At 39.7% G+C, this 18,137-nt stretch carries 20 protein-coding genes; 3 read left to right on the forward strand and 17 right to left on the reverse strand.

Annotated elements, in window-relative coordinates; genetic code table 11:
• Positions 1 to 97 precede the first annotated feature (97 nt).
• The 15 genes from hag to LQ216_RS05420 form a co-directional block, all read right to left on the reverse strand.
• Entirely contained in the window at positions 98 to 931 is an 834-nt protein-coding gene (hag, locus tag LQ216_RS05355; protein WP_230127419.1) for a flagellin Hag, read from the reverse strand.
• A gap of 144 nt (positions 932 to 1,075) precedes the next feature.
• Positions 1,076 to 1,303: a carbon storage regulator CsrA gene (csrA, locus tag LQ216_RS05360; protein ID WP_230127421.1), complete on the reverse strand. Its 228-nt coding sequence runs from the start codon at positions 1,301 to 1,303 to the stop codon at positions 1,076 to 1,078.
• A 4-nt stretch (positions 1,304 to 1,307) separates the two neighbouring features.
• Positions 1,308 to 1,754 (reverse strand): flagellar assembly protein FliW, encoded by a 447-nt coding sequence (gene fliW / locus LQ216_RS05365; RefSeq protein WP_230127423.1) that lies wholly within the window; start codon positions 1,752 to 1,754, stop codon positions 1,308 to 1,310.
• 12 nt (positions 1,755 to 1,766) lie between these two features.
• A complete protein-coding gene (locus LQ216_RS05370; RefSeq protein WP_230127425.1) occupies positions 1,767 to 2,357 on the reverse strand; it encodes a DUF6470 family protein in 591 nt (196 codons plus the stop codon).
• Positions 2,358 to 2,446: 89 nt separating this feature from the next.
• Complete coding sequence (flgL, locus tag LQ216_RS05375) at positions 2,447 to 3,325, reverse strand: flagellar hook-associated protein FlgL (RefSeq protein ID WP_230127427.1); 879 nt, start codon at positions 3,323 to 3,325, stop codon at positions 2,447 to 2,449.
• 15 nt (positions 3,326 to 3,340) lie between these two features.
• Entirely contained in the window at positions 3,341 to 4,861 is a 1,521-nt protein-coding gene (flgK, locus tag LQ216_RS05380) for a flagellar hook-associated protein FlgK (protein ID WP_230127429.1), read from the reverse strand.
• Between the two features lie 32 nt (positions 4,862 to 4,893).
• Positions 4,894 to 5,382 carry a flagellar protein FlgN gene (locus LQ216_RS05385; RefSeq protein WP_230127431.1) on the reverse strand — a complete coding sequence of 163 codons (489 nt, stop codon included), beginning with the start codon at positions 5,380 to 5,382 and terminating at the stop codon, positions 4,894 to 4,896.
• A gap of 60 nt (positions 5,383 to 5,442) precedes the next feature.
• On the reverse strand, positions 5,443 to 5,706 hold the full coding sequence (gene flgM, locus LQ216_RS05390) for a flagellar biosynthesis anti-sigma factor FlgM (RefSeq protein WP_230127432.1): 264 nt from the start codon (positions 5,704 to 5,706) through the stop codon (positions 5,443 to 5,445).
• Positions 5,707 to 5,913: 207 nt separating this feature from the next.
• Positions 5,914 to 6,324: a TIGR03826 family flagellar region protein gene (locus LQ216_RS05395; protein WP_230127434.1), complete on the reverse strand. Its 411-nt coding sequence runs from the start codon at positions 6,322 to 6,324 to the stop codon at positions 5,914 to 5,916.
• A gap of 106 nt (positions 6,325 to 6,430) precedes the next feature.
• On the reverse strand, positions 6,431 to 6,892 hold the full coding sequence (locus LQ216_RS05400; protein ID WP_354958485.1) for a ComF family protein: 462 nt from the start codon (positions 6,890 to 6,892) through the stop codon (positions 6,431 to 6,433).
• Positions 6,892 to 7,041: a hypothetical protein gene (locus LQ216_RS20465; protein ID WP_354958487.1), complete on the reverse strand. Its 150-nt coding sequence runs from the start codon at positions 7,039 to 7,041 to the stop codon at positions 6,892 to 6,894. The genes LQ216_RS05400 and LQ216_RS20465 overlap by 1 nt, the downstream gene beginning before the upstream one ends.
• An 89-nt stretch (positions 7,042 to 7,130) precedes the next feature.
• Entirely contained in the window at positions 7,131 to 8,540 is a 1,410-nt protein-coding gene (locus LQ216_RS05405; protein ID WP_230127437.1) for a DEAD/DEAH box helicase, read from the reverse strand.
• A gap of 221 nt (positions 8,541 to 8,761) precedes the next feature.
• Positions 8,762 to 9,607: a DegV family protein gene (locus LQ216_RS05410; RefSeq protein ID WP_230127505.1), complete on the reverse strand. Its 846-nt coding sequence runs from the start codon at positions 9,605 to 9,607 to the stop codon at positions 8,762 to 8,764.
• Between the two features lie 706 nt (positions 9,608 to 10,313).
• Complete coding sequence (locus LQ216_RS05415; protein WP_230127439.1) at positions 10,314 to 10,997, reverse strand: response regulator transcription factor; 684 nt, start codon at positions 10,995 to 10,997, stop codon at positions 10,314 to 10,316.
• 58 nt (positions 10,998 to 11,055) lie between these two features.
• Positions 11,056 to 12,198 carry a sensor histidine kinase gene (locus LQ216_RS05420; RefSeq protein ID WP_230127441.1) on the reverse strand — a complete coding sequence of 381 codons (1,143 nt, stop codon included), beginning with the start codon at positions 12,196 to 12,198 and terminating at the stop codon, positions 11,056 to 11,058.
• A gap of 606 nt (positions 12,199 to 12,804) precedes the next feature.
• Here LQ216_RS05420 and LQ216_RS05425 point away from each other — a divergent pair.
• The 3 genes from LQ216_RS05425 (at position 12,805) to LQ216_RS05435 (ending at position 15,877) form a co-directional block, all read left to right on the forward strand.
• Positions 12,805 to 13,437, forward strand: coding sequence for a YigZ family protein (locus tag LQ216_RS05425; RefSeq protein WP_230127443.1), 633 nt, complete (start codon positions 12,805 to 12,807; stop codon positions 13,435 to 13,437).
• A 110-nt stretch (positions 13,438 to 13,547) separates the two neighbouring features.
• Positions 13,548 to 14,537, forward strand: a complete 990-nt coding sequence (locus LQ216_RS05430) for an LCP family protein (protein WP_230127445.1) — start codon at positions 13,548 to 13,550, stop codon at positions 14,535 to 14,537.
• Between the two features lie 284 nt (positions 14,538 to 14,821).
• Positions 14,822 to 15,877 carry an LCP family protein gene (locus tag LQ216_RS05435; RefSeq protein WP_230127446.1) on the forward strand — a complete coding sequence of 352 codons (1,056 nt, stop codon included), beginning with the start codon at positions 14,822 to 14,824 and terminating at the stop codon, positions 15,875 to 15,877.
• Positions 15,878 to 15,943: 66 nt separating this feature from the next.
• On the opposite strand, the gene LQ216_RS05440 is transcribed toward LQ216_RS05435, so the two are convergent.
• Together LQ216_RS05440 and LQ216_RS05445 are read right to left on the reverse strand one after the other, a co-directional pair.
• A complete protein-coding gene (locus LQ216_RS05440) occupies positions 15,944 to 16,627 on the reverse strand; it encodes a hypothetical protein (RefSeq protein WP_230127448.1) in 684 nt (227 codons plus the stop codon).
• A 1-nt stretch (position 16,628) separates the two neighbouring features.
• Positions 16,629 to 18,101, reverse strand: coding sequence for an O-antigen ligase family protein (locus tag LQ216_RS05445; RefSeq protein WP_230127450.1), 1,473 nt, complete (start codon positions 18,099 to 18,101; stop codon positions 16,629 to 16,631).
• Positions 18,102 to 18,137 lie beyond the last annotated feature (36 nt).

Here is an 18,137-nt window from a genome sequence, read left to right on the forward strand (position 1 = left end):
GCTTTTATTAAATACTTTTAAAAAACTAAAAAATGCCAAATATTGATCAACAAAAAGAGACTCTAGTAAACTAGAGTCCCTTTCGTGTAATTTAAAATTAACGTAATAATTGAAGTACTCCCTGCGGAGCCTGGTTTGCTTGAGCAAGCATCGCTTGAGCTGCTTGAGCAAGGATAGAGTTCTTAGTTTGTTCCATCATTTCTTTCGCCATGTCAACGTCACGGATACGTGATTCTGCAGCCGTTAGGTTTTCAGAAGCTGTGTTCAAGTTGTTGATTGTGTGCTCTAAGCGGTTTTGCTTGGCACCTAATTGAGAACGCTCGTCTGAAACTTTTCCAATAGCTGAATCAATTGTTGTGATTGCTGTTGCTGATGTCGGTGCATCTGCACCTAGATTTGGAAGAGTAGCGCCTAACAATGTTGCAGAGTCCATTTTACCAAACGTAACATCCAATTTTTGAGTATCATTTGCACCGATTTGGAAAGTGAATACACCATTAGTAGCAGCTCCACCTCCGCCATTCAATAGCTTTTGTGTATTGAACTCAGTAGTACCTGCAATACGATCAATTTCAGCAATCAAATCCACATTTTCTTTTTCAATCTGAGCTCTATCTGCTGTAGTGTTCGAATCAGAAGCAGATTGAACCGCTAATTCACGCATACGCTGCAGGATTGAGTGAGTTTCATTCAATGCACCCTCAGCAGTTTGAATCATTGAAATAGCATCTTGCGAGTTTTTAGATGCCATATCCAAACCGCGAATTTGTCCACGCATTTTTTCAGAGATTGCAAGACCAGCTGCGTCATCTCCGGCACGGTTGATACGTAGACCAGAAGATAACTTTTCCATTGATTTAGACTGTGAAGTATTTGCTGTTGATAACTGGCGGTGCGTGTTAAGAGCTGCGATATTGTGATTAATTCTCATTTCTTGTTTCCTCCTTGAAAGTAGAGTTCACATCCTTGTGAACTGTATAATATTGTTGAGAATGGGTGAGGTCGGCCGCCCTTCCCTGTCTCTCACAATATTAATATCGTCAAAAGTTTCCAAGTGTTTAATAGTTTTTGTTAATTATTTTTTATTAATTTTGTTAATTATCTGCTTTAGCTCCTCAATCCCTATTGAAGCCTCTTGATTCTCACTAAGAGTTTCCTCAAATAATTCATTTCTGACCACTTCAATTTCCTTTGGAGCCTTGATCCCTATCTTTACCTGGTCATTTTTTGCTGATACTATCGTTATTTCAATATTATCGCCAATTTTAATACTCTCTCCATTTTTCCTTGTTAATATCAGCATATTCTCACCCCTTTTTGGAAATCGACTTCTGATCGAAAATGCGGTGTTTCGTTGTAAAAGCAGGATTATTTAATATAACCTGCTTAGCTAGCTGATTAGATTTATTAATAATAACAGGAGATTGAAGGTTTGCTGTAGTCTTCCGGAACGGATCCTGTGCCGTCAGAATGTTAAATACTTCAACCTGTTCAGGTGCATCAAGTTTAAGCTGTTCAATTGAAGCATCATCTAAGGAGAAGTCGTAATCCTTGAAGAAATGGAAAGGATTCGTAATGACAAAAGCTAATTCCGGTGTTTTAACAGACTGCATAATCTGCAGAATGTCATCCTCGGAAAGTGGCAATATGATGAATTGTTTTTCTTCTGGAAACCCTGGGATACCTTTTTCAAATTTCAAAATCTTTTTTTCATCAATTTCAACTTTCCCGGAATATTTAGTTAATATGTTCATTTGCATCACCCTTTATATGTTTTGTTCATAGTTAAATCCTACAAACTTTAAATTTTCAAAATCTATCTTTAGTGATTGATATTGCTTTAACCGAACTGCGACCTCTCCAGGAGTATAAGAGTGCACTGGTTTTCTCACTTCACTATTGATAATTGGCTTATTGACTTTAACCTGAATATTAACCCTACCAGGTTCATAACTTAACTTTACTGAATTACCACCTGGAATCCAGCCAATATTAAATTCAGAAGGAGGTTTTTCGCTGTTTCTCTTTGCCTGAGCTGCAATTGGATTTCCTTTATATTCGATCCTCATCAATTCATCGCCATCCTGGCGGCGTCGGGCTATGCCAGCAAGAAAATCTTGATATCCCTGCTCAGCAAACTCTTCCTTTCTTTTTGCAATGCTTTTCAGGTCCACATCTTCTCTTGCTTTCGTTTGATCAATGGTCAACTTTGATGGAACACGCTCAATCGTCAACTCAGCCGGCGGTTGTTGAATATCAATTAATGGCCCTGGCTGTTCAATACTTTGGTTACTTGGCTTCGTTTGAATTTCAATTAGGGCCGGTTGGGATTGTAATCTAATTTGAGGGAATTGCATCGCGCTCACTCCTATTTAAATCCGTAAAGTCTTTGTCATTAATAATAAAGTAAATCGCTAAAGAAAAAAGCTATCCATGAAAGATAGCTTTATCTTAGAAAGTCCATGAGTGACGGCTGTATTATCCGTGCCCCTATTCCGAGCGCTGCACGGTGGACACTTTCTTGTGTTGTCAAATCTATTATCGCTCTTTCAATATCTATGTCTTCATTATCCGAGAGAATCCTTGTTGAAAATACTTCCTGCTGGGACAAGCGGTCATCCATTAAATCAACCCGGTTTTGACGGGCACCGATGCTGGCTCTCTCACTAAGAAAGTTATCAATATGTTTATCCATATTTGCCAATTCAGCGCTAATATTATCATCATTTTTTATTTTAGTGATCAGGGTATCTAAATAACCAGGACTCGCAGGAGTTATACTCGTATCACCTACTAATGGCTCAAACAGTTGTTTACCGGGGGTATTAATCTGTAATTTTATGCCATTGTATACCTCTAGCTCAATAACACCACCACTGAATCCCGTTGAAGATGGCCGTTGATTTGTTTTGGTTCCGTTAAAGATATATTTTCCGCCTACCTCTGTATCACCTAACGATTGAATTTGTTGTTTCATTTGCTCTATTTCTCGGGTTATATAGTCTCTTTGACTGGCATCCAACGTCCCGTTACTCGCCTGCACGGTAAGTTCGCGTATTTTCTGCAGAGCCAGTACGGTTTTATCCAGTGCATCATCCGTACTGTCCACCCAATTCCTCACTTCACCGATATTGCTCTGATATTGTAGAATTCTATTTAGATCAGTGCGATATCCCAATCCTTGCATTGCTGCTACTGGATCATCAGAAGGTTTTGTGAACTTTTTCTTTGAAGAAATCTGTTCCTGAAGTTTTCCTAAACGTTCATAGCTGTTGCTAATATTTCTTGTCATATTATTGGACAACATTGATTGTGTTACACGCATTTACTACTTCACCCCTTATCTTCCGACTACACCCATGCCATTGATTATTTTATCAAGCATTTCATCCACTACGGTTATATTTCTAGCAGACGCATTATAGGCATGTTGAAATTTAATCATATTGGTCATCTCTTCATCTAATGATACTGCGCTTACCGATTGGCGGTTTTTTTCAACGGAATCAGCAAGAATCGTCGCGTTTAAGTTGTTTTTTTGCATACTCTGTGAAAGAACGCCCAATTTTCCAATTACTCCGGAATAAAATGTATCCACACTTCCATTCAAGGTAGGTGCAGGTTGATATAGAGAAAAGTTTTTGGTCTTTAAATTTGCCAGTTCCAAGGCATTGAGGTTATTCCCTGAATCCCCGTTCCCCTGGCCTGCTGCTATTTTATTAGGGCTGTCCAAGATTACTTGATTTACTTTTATTGATTGTGCCGGATTTGGGTCTCCGGCAGTCACACCGTCAAAAAAATTAATTCCTGATGGCGCAGTGTCTCCAAGACCATAACCGAGTGCATGGATACGGTTAAATTCATTAGCAAATGCCCTTGTCATGTCGTTTAATTCCTTAAGCTTTTGAGGATAATGCACCTGGTAGCTTTCTATAAAGCCACCAAGCTCCCCGCCTATATCTGTAACAATCTGTCCGTTGAAATGCAGAGATGTAATTCCTCCGTTAGCATCCAAGTTAACTCCCATTGTATTACGTCCTACGACACCAACTGTTTTATTAGCTTCTACTAAAACTATTGGCGGGTTATAAGAATTGGAATTCTTATCAAGCAATTCAATATTGTACAACCCCTCTGCCATAGGCTTGGCATTTCCATAGTTATTAGGAGTCACCTTTGTTACTTTGATGTTTACCATTTTTGAAAGATTATCAACGAGCAAGTCCCGTTGGTCGTACAGATCATTTGTAATATAGCCATTCGGTTCAATTTGACTGATCTTATCATTAAGATCATGGATATCCCCAATAAGAGTGTTTATCTGGCTTTGTTTAACCTGTACTATTTCCTCATTTAGATCTCCTCTGATACGATCTAAAGAATTATAGTAGTAATTTAAGGTATCGGCTACCATTTGACCGGTTTCCGCGACCACATCTCTAGCCCCGGAGTTTTCGGTATGACTGGAAAGGGTCTGCAAAGAATTCCAAAACTTTTCCATCGTACTATGCAAGCCGCTCTCAGTTGGCTCATTCATAATCTCTTCCATCTTTGTGAGTGATTCACTTAAAGTCCCGTAGTACCCTACTTTCGTATTTTCCGTGCGGAACTGTAAATCAAGGAATCCTTCTCTGATCCTCTGCACCGTTCCCGCTTCCACTCCCGTCCCTATCTGCCCGGGAATTTGTGGTCTGTTCATCCCTACACCAGGATATGGTGTGGTTGTGGCGAAATTAACCCGTTGCCGAGAAAACCCCGGCGTATTCGCATTTGAAATATTATGCCCTGTCGTATATAAAGCACTTTGCTGCGTAGACATCCCGCGCTTTGCTGTTTCTAATCCCATAAAGGTTGAACGCATGTTTGGTTCCTCCGTTTCAAATAATGTAAAATCTATGCTCTTGAATCAAACATGCTGTTCGAACCTTGCTGCTTCGGCTTGGCAGGTTTGTCGTAGTTAAACTGCTTGTTTTGCGGCAGCAGCATGTCGAGAGTAACATTTACGAATTGTAGTGATTGATAGACTAGCTGTTGATTCAAATAATTTTGTTCCTTTAATGTCTCGGCTTCTAAGATAAGTTCTTCTTTTAATCTATTTAAAGCTTCCGCGTCAGTTGGTGATAATAATTCGATAACTCTTGTAATTGTCGACGGCTCAGCTTCCTGCCCTTCGATTTCAAGAAAGGTGGTCACAGCTGTTTGTCTTTCTTTCTCCGTCGCCTCGATTGCTTTAATATGTTTTTGCTCGTCCATCAGCAGCCGATTGAGGGCTTCGGTGTCCCCTTGTTTGACGATCTCTGTTTTTTTGAGCGCCAGTCCGTTCAGACTTTTATGCAGCTCAACCAGTTTTTCTAATGATGCTTGAATTTGTTCGGCGGACATTCCGTCACCCCCTCAGCTGTTGTAAACTTATGTATAGACGGTCAAATAACCGTCCGCTCTCTATTTTTTGAAGTAAAAGTCGATAATGCTTTTAGCTGTATCGTGCGCATTCACTTTGTACGTACCGTTCTCAACCTGAATCTTAAGCTCATCCACTTTAGCCTGCCTCTGAGCAGGAATTTGTAATGACTGCTGAAGCTCTTTAGCTGTGGAGGAAATCTCCAGCTTATCAGCATTCACATTGGCAGTTTTGGCTTGCTCTATCTTGTTGTATTCGCGATTGTAAGGGTTAACCCCTGAAGAACCAATATTATTAATTTTCATTTTGCAACCCTCTCTTTCGACTGAATTACAATTCTCTCTGATTTTATTATCGGCAACGGTTTCAATCTTTTAATTTTTTTATTGATTTTTTTATTGACAAATTTTTCAATCCGATTGTCGAATCAAAGACTTTTGTGCTATTTCAAGACGCTATTTTGAATTTTCATCCATCCAACGACCTATAAATCCGCATGAATTTCTTACCATTTAGTTCTTACGTGTATAATAAGTGGTACTTTTATCCCTTTTTTTAATCTCAAGACGGCGGGCTTCTTCTTTTTCGAATTGCTTTAATTCTGAACGAAGGCTGCCGCTGCATTCATCACACATTCTTCCGTTCTGTGTAATCTTTCCGCATTTCTCGCATGGCGTTCCCAAGTTGGGAAATTGCGAAACTCTTAGCTTGCCGGTTTTGATAAACTTAATAATCAAATCCTCATCGACACCTGTGGCTTCCACTACTTGCGGCATCAATGCCGAACGGTTTTCCCGCTTCCGGATGAATTGGTAAACCTTCTCGTATTTCTTTTCTTCTTCTTTATAGCAAGACTCGCAAACATCGCGGAATTTACTTTTCACAAAAAGCGTATCACAATTTGAACAGTTGGTTAACTCCATTGTTTAATCCCCCTTACGTGGAAAACCTTCATCTCTATCATCATTATATTATATCGAACAATCAATAGGAAAAATTTAGATATTTCACGATTTATTTTAAAAAAATTCAGCGAGCCAATGTTAATGAGGAAACTTCTGCTGCACCGGCCTTCACAAGAGCCTTCGCCGCCTGTCTCAACGTCGATCCTGTTGTATAAATATCATCGAGCAGCATAATCTTTTTATTTGTAATAGAATCTTGATTGCCTTTAACATGAAAAACTTGTGCCAGGCTAATTCGTTCTTTTCTCGACTTCTTCGATTGCTTTTCTGAGTGCATTCTCATTAAAATATCCTCGATTTCGAGATGAGCCATCTCTGCTAACGCCCTTGCCTGATTGAAGCCGCGTTCTTTTAATCGTTCTTCGCTCAGCGGTATGGGAACAATTAGATCAAAGTGGGCATTCAATAATTTCGTCTTCACATACGGGGCAAAAACTTCAGCAAGTGCATAATCTCCACGATACTTGAATTTGGCGATGAGCTCTTTCATAAACTCATTGTAGTTGAAGACGGAGGTATTCCTCATTAGATACCCACCCCATTCGCTGTCACCTTCCCACCTGACACAGTCAAAACAAAGCTCCCCCTGTCGATATTTCTCATCAAGAAGTTCCCTGGAACAAATCCGACACGTCGCTCCTGAAATAAAGGACAGCTTTCCTTTACATGTTTCACAAATAACCTCATCCTCCGTTTCAACCCATATGGTTTTCCATGTAAAAGGAGTCTTAATTTCTTCTGTACAAATTAAGCACTTTTTCTGCTTAAACATCGAGCAGCCCTCTCTTTTCGGCTTCTTTATTCATTCTGCCGATATGGCCGATGGCTCTTATCATGTTGTTGCTCTTTCCATAATGAAAAAATGTGATGTCACCTTCCGGATTTTTTTCACTCCTGCCGACCCTTCCCGCAATCTGAACAAGAGCACTTTCGCTAAATACCGGATGTTCCGAACCTATTACGGCCACATCCAGTTTTGGAATCGTTACGCCTCGTTCCAATATCGTAGTCGTCAGCAAACCCGAGATTCGCCCTTCTCTAAGCGCCGTAACTTTTTCTTTTCGTTCCGGATCCTGTGAGTGCACCGACTGCAATTCATTATCCAGGCTTTGTAATAAAGAGAGGGCTTGTTCCATCACCTTTATACTCGAAAAAAATAATAAGAACGGGGTTTTTAGTTGAAGGCGAAGGCTTACCCAATCTGCAATGACATTCGGAATTCTGTTTCTCTCGAATTCCCTTTTCCAGTTGCCGCACCATTTCATCAAAGGTGCAGGAATGGGATGTCGATGGTAGCGGGCTGGGATGGTGACACCTATTAGTTTTTGATTTTCATAGTCAGCTTGCATTTCTTTAGAAGGAGTTGCGGTTAAATAAATGATGATGGAAATGTTCTTTTTTGCTTTCCTTACGGCAAATTGAAGCGAACTGTCCATTGAATAGGGAAAGGCGTCTACTTCGTCAATAATGATCGTATCGAAGGCGTTGTGGAAGCGGAATAGCTGATGCGTCGTCGTGACTGTGAGTGGAGCCAGGAGATGGCGGTCATCACTTCCTCCATAGAGGGCAGCAACCTCAATTTGCGGGAAGGCGCTTTTCAAACGCGGCGCAAGTTCTAGTACCACATCCGTCCGGGGAGTTGCTATACAGACCCTTTTTCCTGAACGCAGAGCTGCTTCAACCCCCTCAAACAGAACCTCGGTTTTGCCCGCGCCGCATACTGCCCAGACTAGCAACTCTTCATTGTTGTTGACGGCGTCAATCACTCGCTCGGAGGCAATTTTCTGTCCCTCTGACAGAGAACCAGCCCATGCCATGACTTCTGTCAGAATCTCAAAAGAGAAACCGGGACCGCTCCAGAAATAAAGCTTGCTGCACTCACTTATCCTGCCCATCATGATACACGCCCGGCAATAGGCGCATTTCTTGCCACAGCAACTGCAGGGGAAACGGTAAAACATAGCATGATCATTATTGCCGCAGCGCGAGCAGTGATGCTGTGACTCAATTTGTTTAATTCCTGGCATTGTAGAGATATAACCGTTTTTGATGTGGTCAGAGAGTAATTCCTCAGGGAACGAGATTTCATCAAGAAGCAATAAGCGGCCGTATAGATGCTTTTGAAGTTCTTCAGAAAAGGAGTAGGAAGGATTTAGTGAAGTGGAGTTTGCCATAAATGAATAAGCCGATGGGGTTTTTATCGAAGAAAAAATACTTTCAAATAGGTTCAGAGTTTAACAGCCTCCTTAGAAATTCTTATTCATAATATTCGATTTCTAAGCTTAAAAACCTTTTTTCTTTTATCTTTCGGAGCAGAAAGTTGAAGAAGCAACAGTTCCTATGAATGATTTTTCATGAAAAAACGCCCCACCACTAGGGAGGAACGCTGCATATATTAATTAACCTTATACCAACCCAACCCCATCGCGCCTTCACCGAGATGAGTGCCGATGACGGGCCCGAAATAACCGATATCAAATTCTATATTCGGCAACTCCGCTTCGATTTCAGCTTGCCATTGCTTCGCTTCTTGTTCACGTTTGGCATGGATGATAACTGCTTTATATTGACCGCCTTCTGACGTAGCTTCTGTAAGCAAGTCCACAATACGCTTCATTGCTTTTTTGCGGGTACGTATTTTTTCAAAAGGAACAATGACCTTATCTTGAAAGTGAAGCAGTGGCTTGACCTGGAGCAGGCTCCCGATCAGAGCCTGGGCGCTGCTTAAGCGTCCTCCCCTTTGCAGGTTGGTAAGGTCATCGACCATGAAATATGCCCGTACAGATTTTTGGATTTCATCCAACCTCGCGATTATTTCTGATGGCTCTTTTCCGTCCAGTGCCATTTGAGCTGCTTCAATTGCGTAAAACCCCTGCACCATGCAGCTTATTTCTGAATCAAAAGCGCGGACTTCAAGCCCGTCGACCATTTCTCCTGCTGTAATCGCACCCTGGTATGTACCGCTAATGCCGCTCGACAAATGTACAGATATCACCGCATCATATTTCTTTGACAGTTCCTCAAACAGTTCGACAAACTGACCAACTGATGGCTGTGAAGTCGTCGGCAGCTTGTCAGCCCTTTTAATTTCTTCATAAAAATCATCTGCCGATAAATCGATTTCCTCTCTGTATGCCTCCTGGCCTATAATCACATTGAGTGGAATCATATGTATATGATACTTATCGCGAACTTCCTTAGGTATATATGCAGTACTGTCTGTTACGACTGCCGTTTTCATCAAATAAAAACCATCCTTATTAAAAGATTTTCTTCTAATAACATATTCATCATTTTAGCTGAAATTGCCCCGACTTGCATTAACTAGTTCTATTAATTATGTAAATATGTATTTGATTTCGTTGCTATATTGGTTTCGGTGATATATTTCAGTTTTCGGTGATAAATCCTCAATCTCGGTGATATATTTCAAATTTCGGTGATATCTCAAATTTCGGTGATATATCTCAAATTTCGGTGATAAATCCCCGATTTCGTTGATATATCTCAAATTCCGATGATAAATCCTCAATCTCGGTGATATTTCAAATTTCGGTGATATCCTAGATTTCGGTGATATATCTTAAATTCCGATGATAAATCCTCAATCTCGGTGATATCTTAAATTTCGGTGATATATCTCAAGTTTCGGTGATATATCCTAGATTTCGTTGATATATTTCAAATTTCGGTGATAAATCCCAGATTTCGGTGATATCTCAAATTCCGGTGATAAATCCCAGACTTCGGTGATATACCTCAAATTCCGATGATAAATCCCAGACTTCGGTGATATACCTCAAACTTCGATAATAAACATAGAAGGCCGCTTTCAAGATAACACTTCCTAGAAGACTTCCAGTCAAAAGTAACTCTCTATATATACTAATCACCTTAGCATCCCTTCGTAAAAAAAGAGTTGCACAAAACTGTGCAACTCTCTCTAATTATTTCACTTCGACCCAGCCATTTTTAATAGCCATGACAACAGCCTGTGTACGATCGTTCACATTCATTTTTTGCAAAATATTGCTGACGTGGTTCTTTACGGTTTTTTCACTTATGTATAAGGAGTCCCCGATGCCACGGTTGCTTTTTCCGTCTGCTAGAAGCTGGAGCACTTCGCATTCGCGGCGTGTCAGTAAGTGCAGCGGTCTTCTGATTTCTGGCGTTTTCAACGAATCGCCGCCGGAATTTTCGTCTGAAGCCAATCTGCGATATTCTCGGACCAAATTGTGGGTTACCCTTGGATGCAGATAGGAGCCCCCGTCTGCGACGACTTTTACCGCTTCAATCAGAGCGTCGGCATCCATTTCTTTTAAAAGATAACCGGAAGCACCTGTTTTTAATGCATGCTGCACATAGTTTTCATCATCATGAATAGATAGGATGATTACCTTTGTTTCCGGATGACGTTCAACGAGCATTTTCGTAGCCTCGACACCGTTTATGTTTGGCATGTTGATATCCATGATCACCACGTCCGGGTTATTTTGTTCTACGAGATCCATGGCCTCGCTTCCGTCGTCGCCTTCTGCAACCACTTGAAAAGATGATTCAAAATCCAAAATTCGCTTTACGCCTTCGCGAAAAAGTTGATGGTCATCAATAATAACAATATTAGTTCTCAACGAATGCGCCCCCTTACTTAGTTAGTACTTTTATTTTTCTTTTACTAGTAGGACTGATTTATTGTTCCAATGGCACTTTAATTGTTACGATTGTCCCCGCTCCGGGATGAGATATGATTGTCATTTCCCCATCGAGCAGTTCTACTCTTTCTTTCATTCCCATCAAACCGAAAGATCCTTCCTTTTCCATTGAAGAATCGAAACCTTTGCCATCATCCTTAACCGAAACTGTAATCAATTCCTTTGTCATGGATAATTTGACATGTATATAGCTTGGTTCCGCATGCTTGAGGGCATTTTGCACTGCTTCCTGAATCAGGCGGAACAGCGCAACCTCCATTTCCGAAGGCAGCCTTTTTTCCTCGCCAAGGTTTGTGAATTCCAGATCGATACCGTTGTTATACTCTTCGGTCGTCTGGAGATATTTTTTGAGGGTCGGAATTAACCCTAAGTCATCGAGAGCCATAGGGCGTAAGTCGTAAATAATTCTACGCACCTCATACAAGGCACTTCGAACCATCGTCTTCATACTGCGGATTTCACTTAAAGCCTCATCGCCTCCGCGCTCCCGGTATACGCGTTCTATCAAATCAGAGCGCATCATCACATTGGCCAGCATCTGTGCCGGTCCATCGTGAATCTCCCTCGAGAGTTTCTTTCTTTCCTCTTCCTGGGCTACGATGATTTTCAAACCAAAATCCTGCCTGCGCCGGGCATCCTCGAGAACTTCACCTACCTGCTTTAAATCCCTAGTCAGGTAATTCAAGACAACCGATATTTGGGAAACAAGCGTCTCTGCCCGTTCGATCGTCTGTTGTAGGCCTCTTAACCTCCGCTCCAATTCATCCCGGCGGCATCTTAAATCCTTTTCCAGCTGACGATTCATTTGCAGCTCTACTTGACGCTGATGCGCTTTTTCGTAGGCATCGCGGACTTCTTCTTCAGAGAATTGATTGAAATGCATACTCACTTCAGACAATTTTTTTCTGGAGTATCGTGCCTTAGCCTCAAGCGCATCTCCCTCACTGATAATAAATGCTACCTTTTTTCTGATATCTCCCAGTTCTTGTGTTAAATCGACATAATCACGGCGGCATTGTTCTTCAATTTCAAAAATCTCACTCTTACTATCGCCAACCGTTCCTACCATGGTTTCCAAAATTTCATCAAGCGCTTTGGCATCTACTTTTTTAACGGCCATACAGATTCCTCCGTTTTGGTCCAACAGAAGTCATTAATGTTGAATAATTGTTTTTGGCAAAAAGGAAAGAGTAAGCATTTTCCTCTCTGTATAGCTACACATCCGCCTTAATCAGCGAGTTCTTTTATAGTGACATCTGATAAAAATGTATGAACCTCCTGAGCCATGACAGCTGACTTTACACCTTTTTATGTAGTATTTATGTATTTACTCTATGATGTCAGGATGAGAAACATCCATTTGATAGCTGTTTATCTACCATACTTTTATCCTAATGCATACTACCTGAATGAGGCAAATGGTAGATTATTTCTTTTTCCGACAAAAAGAATGATCATACGAGCATAAAACTTTGAATGGTAGATGAACGAGGATAAATTTCCTGCGAAATTCATCAAAAAATATTCTTTTAAGTATATTTAACTATTGCAAAATAGTACTTAATACTTCAAGAGTGTACTAATTATAGCATGAAGATAGTCATTTTATATTAAAATTACTTTACAGCTCCTTACTGTTTTGTTACGAAAGACTGATATTTGTTTCCGCGCATGAATCCTTCTATAATATATTCTATGAATATGAGCAATCATGAGGAGGGCCGACATGCTTCCAAGTTATTTAACAGTCAAGGGAGACGGTATGCATGAAATCGTTATCCAAAAGTCTCGCTTCATCGCTCATGTCACCCGAGCTGAAACAGAAGAAGAGGCACAGCAATTCATTGCATCCATTAAGAAGAAGCATTATGATGCTAATCATAATTGCTCCGCGTACATGATCGGCGAAAATGACCAGATCCAGAAAGCAAACGATGATGGAGAACCGAGCGGCACAGCCGGGGTTCCGATTCTGGAAGTCATTAAGAAAAAAGGACTGAAGGATACAGCGGTCGTCATTACCCGCTATTTCGGCGGCATCAAGCTTGGAGCCGGCGGCCTAATTCGCGCTTACGGAAAATCTGCTTCTGAAGGAATCAACGCAACTGGCATCGTCGAGCGCAAACTAATGCGTGTGATGCATACAAAAGTGGATTATACATGGCTCGGAAAGCTGGAAAACGAGCTCCGTTCATCGACATATAACATAAAAGAAATAGAGTATCTGGATAACGTGATTATCCAAACATTTGCCGAAGAAGGCCAAAAGCAGCAGTTCATCGACTGGATGACGGAAATGACGAATGGTCAGGCCGTCATTGTCGAGGGAGATATGTTATATTTGGAAAACGACCATTAAGCCCATGATAACATTTTATTTACTTCAATATTATAATAAGCTAGAATTGTATGTTGTTTGGAATAATGCAAAAAATGCTTTTCCACTTATAAAGCGAGCGAGGAAAATATATGGTTAAAACGCGAATTGTAAGGACTAAAAAAAGGAAAAAGAAAAAAAAGCTAAGAAAATTCCTACTCTTAGTCTTACTTACTATAATCGGTGTCGGAGGCTATTGGGGATATGATGTTATTTCTAGTTCTAGATTAGCTTCAGATAAAATATATGAACAGTATCTCCCTGATCATAGAGATGAAGATGTGAAAATTTCTAAAGAACCTTTCTCCATTCTTTTAGCAGGCATTGAGAATCAGGACGGCGGTGAAGGCCGAGCCGATGTGCTGATGTTGATCACAATAAACCCGAAAACAAAGCAAATATTTATGCTTAGTATCCCGAGAGACTCCCGTGTGTACGTTCCTGAAAAAGGCTATAACACAAAAATCAATCATACCTATGGCTATAAGGGCGGAATTAGATCTACTATATCAATTACAGAAGATTTGATGGATGTTCCAATTGATTATTATGTGACTACCAATTTTGATGGCTTCGAAGACATCGTAGATTCATTAGGCGGCATAGAAGTCAACGTTCCTTTTACATTTACAGGCGTTTTAACAGGTTCACATAAGTTTAAAACCTTTAACAAGGGTCCAATGGAGCTTAACGGAAATGAAGCGCTGGCATATGTGCGCATGAGAAAAAATGATCCTAATAACGACAAAGGTAGAAATGAACGTCAGAAACAAGTGATTAAAGCCATTATCAGCAAAGGCACTTCTTTTAGTTCCCTTGTAAAAGTTGATGATGTAATGAATGACCTTGGCGAAAATGTAAAAACAAATATTCGACCTTCTAAAATGCTGCAATTTGCCAGACTGTATAAGAAAATAGAAGGTGGACAAATCCAAGATCTCAATCTCGAAGGCGAGAACCAAACGATAAATGGAGCAGCTTATTTTATACCTTATGAAAGTTCTATTGAAGAAAGCAGTAAGATAATGAAACGTTCCTTGCGAGGAGAAAAAGTAGATATTAATAGTGAAGCCTCTGAATAAAACGCTAAAATCCGATTTTATAATCGGGTTTTTTTATTATCTATCCCACTGACAAATCTTCCTCCAAAATTTTTGTAATCTATTAACAATTAATAATAAATTATTGTCGAATTATCAGGAAGGTGAGATAATTGAGATTACGGTGCATTTAATCAATGAGTTTTCTAAACTGTAAGTAAAAACGGCTTTTATAAAACAAACCAGAAGCTAGAGAGAACCTAGCTTGTTTATCATACCAATCCTTCATTTACAACTTACATTCTAAAATGAAAAGAGGGTAATGAATGCCTTACAATAGCAATAAAGAATCTACTACTCGTAGAGTCATTATAAGAAAAAGAAAGAAGAGAAAACGGAAACGTTTTATAAGACTGCTTCTTTTAGTTTCCATTATTTCCATAGTCGGATATACAGGATTTTTTATATTTAACACATACTCAGCAATAAGTAACTCGTACGCTGATGGTCGGGAAAAGTCAAATTTGCGGGACCAACAAGTCAAAGTTTCTAATGACCCATTCTCCGTTTTAATTCTTGGCATTGAAGACTATTCTGATGAACACGATCGGGGAAGATCGGACACCATTATGGTTGCGACCTTTAACCCCAAAAATCAAACCATGAAATTAGTAAGTATTCCTCGTGATACCTTAGTCGACATACCTGGAAAACAAAATCAGGATAAAATCAACCATGCTTACGCCTTTGGCGGCAGGGATGAAACAATTGAAACGGTTGAAGGCTTCCTTGATATACCCATTGATTATTTTGCTATGGTGAACTTTAAAGGATTCCAAAAGATTATTGACGAAGTGGGCGGCGTGAATGTAGAGGTCCCTTTCAGCTTTAATGATATTGACCGAGACTGGAATCGCTATTACTTTAAAAAAGGGGAGCAAAACCTGAACGGGGATGAAGCACTTGTTTATGCAAGAATGCGAAAAAAAGACCCTCAAGGAGATTTTGGGCGCAACTTTAGGCAAAGACAAATTGTAACAGGCTTAGTGGATAAGGTTGCTTCACCAAAAATAATAACTAAAATTGACAATATTTCCGAGGTAGTTGGAGAAAATATCGAAACGAATATGTCAATCGGAGAAGCACTCGCGTTTCGAAACAAATATGAAAACTTCAATAAGTCTAAAATTGATCAGCTCGAAATTAAAGGTGAAGATGACTATATGAATGGTGTATACTATTTCAAGCCTGACGAAGAAGAAGTGGAACTTCTAAAGGTTGAACTAAAGAAACACCTTGAATTGTTATCCGAAGACGCCTCAGGCACATCAGAAGATTCCACCGAAAGTGATGATACTAAAGAAGATGCTGAATTACAGTAAATAAATCAGCTAGCGATCACTTATACAAAAAGCACTTCCTGGATATAAAACAGGAAGTGCTTTTTCTTATTTCCTTCTGAAAATCTCAGGAAGGACTAAGATAGCTATATTTAGGAATAACCCTAAAATCAAACCTAAAATCGCCTTGTTCATAGGTGAAATAAAACTGACAGGAGATGATGTTACCTCTTTGAATAATACAGAGTTTTTCGAATTGTATTTATCCATCTGTACCTCATATAAATTACCTGTTGCAGTGCCTGGATCAGATAGTTGTCCCTGGGCAGCCTTTAAATCGTTAATTGTTTTATCCATTAATTCTTCTTTTTTCCTGAATAGTTCAGTTCCTTCTTTTAGAAACGCGTCTGTTACACTGCTCAACTTTCTTTCCGTTTCTTCCCTGTCATTCCCTATCAAAGTAAGATTAATGGTCTTATCTTCACCTTGTGTAACCGTAAGTGACCGGCTGGCTTCTGCTGGATTGATATCCAAATCATACTTCTCATTTAAATTGCTTAGAAAGTATTCGGACGGAATTAACTTCGGCAAGTATGTAGGGCTTGTAAACCCATCTGTATTCTCAAAATTGCCTAGCAGTATTGTTGTGCTTGCTTTATAAGAGGTCGGGGTGTTCGCAGAAAGCAAATATGCTACTCCCGCTGTTAAAATCGGCAATAAGATTAGTAGCCATACTAATTTTTTTGCACGTCTACCAATGTTGTGTATATATTGCTTGAATGAGTTATACATTCTATATAGCTCCTTCTGTTTTGAATTTTAGATCATTTTTGTAACGATAATTGATATATCCGATAGCAAAAGCCCATAGAACCCATGAATAATTTAATGTCATGATTGAGCTTGGGCTGACGCTCGCCAAAGAGAAAACAACTAGAGCTGTACAAAGAGCTTCCGAGAGTGCGCGATCTCGCTGGTTTGATGACTTAAAAAATAGTCTTAATAAAGTGACGATCATCCAAATATAAATAATCACATAACCAGCAAAAGGAATCAATCCATATTGAACGAGAATCTCAATCCACCAATTATGAAGATTTAATGTACCCGTGGTGGAGTATTTTGCATGGGAGTCTATAAAATGTTCAATATTCCCTGCTCCGATTCCTAAACCAATCGTGTTCGATAAAAATAACATAGCATTTTTAATTAAATTCACCCTGATGTCATTCGAACCGGAAGGATCTTGTGAAGGCTGAAACAGGCTAACAATTAATTGAAACATATCATTTGCTAGAAATAAGATCTTATCAGAAAAAAGCACAACACCAACTAAACCAGCCAATCCAACTGTGGATAGGACAAAACGCTTTTCCCTTTTTGAAGTAAAGAACAGAAACCAAAATGCAGCTCCTATTATTACGGCAAGCAAATTCGCTCTCGATAAGGTGGCGTTAATTAAATATAAGCTTGCAAGCAGCATAAAGACAGCAAATAATTTCGTAATCCATCTCTTGCTATAATGAAGCAATGGCAGGAGCAAAAAGACACTCAATGCAAGAAAGCTTGCAAGGTCATTTTCATTCTTAAATACAGCTGTCGGCCTTCCTCTTATATAAAGAGGCGCATCATACATTCTCGAAACAGGCAAAGCCTGCTTGGTAAAATGATTCCAAAATCCAAGTGCAATGATAAAAAGTAATGCTGTAATCCATATGTATAGTACCATTGTATAGTCTTTTTGCTGATTAAAAAATGTAGTAAACAGAAGAACTAACAATATTCCCAAGCCTAAAAATACTAATTCTTTTACTCCGTCTAGCGGTGATTCCGCCCACAGTAAACTAATCAAGCCATAACTTAACCAAGCTAGTAAAAAGAGGATAACAGGCGTGACAGGCTGTCTATGTATAATTGCATGTTCTTCTTTTTTAAATAACCAGTAGTAAAGCGCCGCAAGTACCGCAAACGGCAGTAATAGTCTATAAGGAAAAAGAGATATTGGCCCAAATTTAATGCTCAATATTCCCGGCCCGAGAAAAGACGAAAACACAAAAAGATAAATAATTAGTTTGCCGAGCAAGTCTCTATTTATTAACTCCTTAATAACAAATGGGATTACCAGGAGCAAGATTCCAGCAGCAAGCAAACCGATCGCCGTTACTAAAATTCCGAAGTGATATACCACACCCCAGCCTAGTGCAACTGATAAAATGAGCGCCACGAACATCTGTTGTATTAATTTCATTGGCAGTACATTTCCCATGCTCTGTCTCCTTTGAATCCGTTTAAAAATACACAA

This window comes from Bacillus sp. CECT 9360, assembly GCF_918741275.1.
Lineage (GTDB): Bacteria > Bacillota > Bacilli > Bacillales > DSM-1321 > Peribacillus.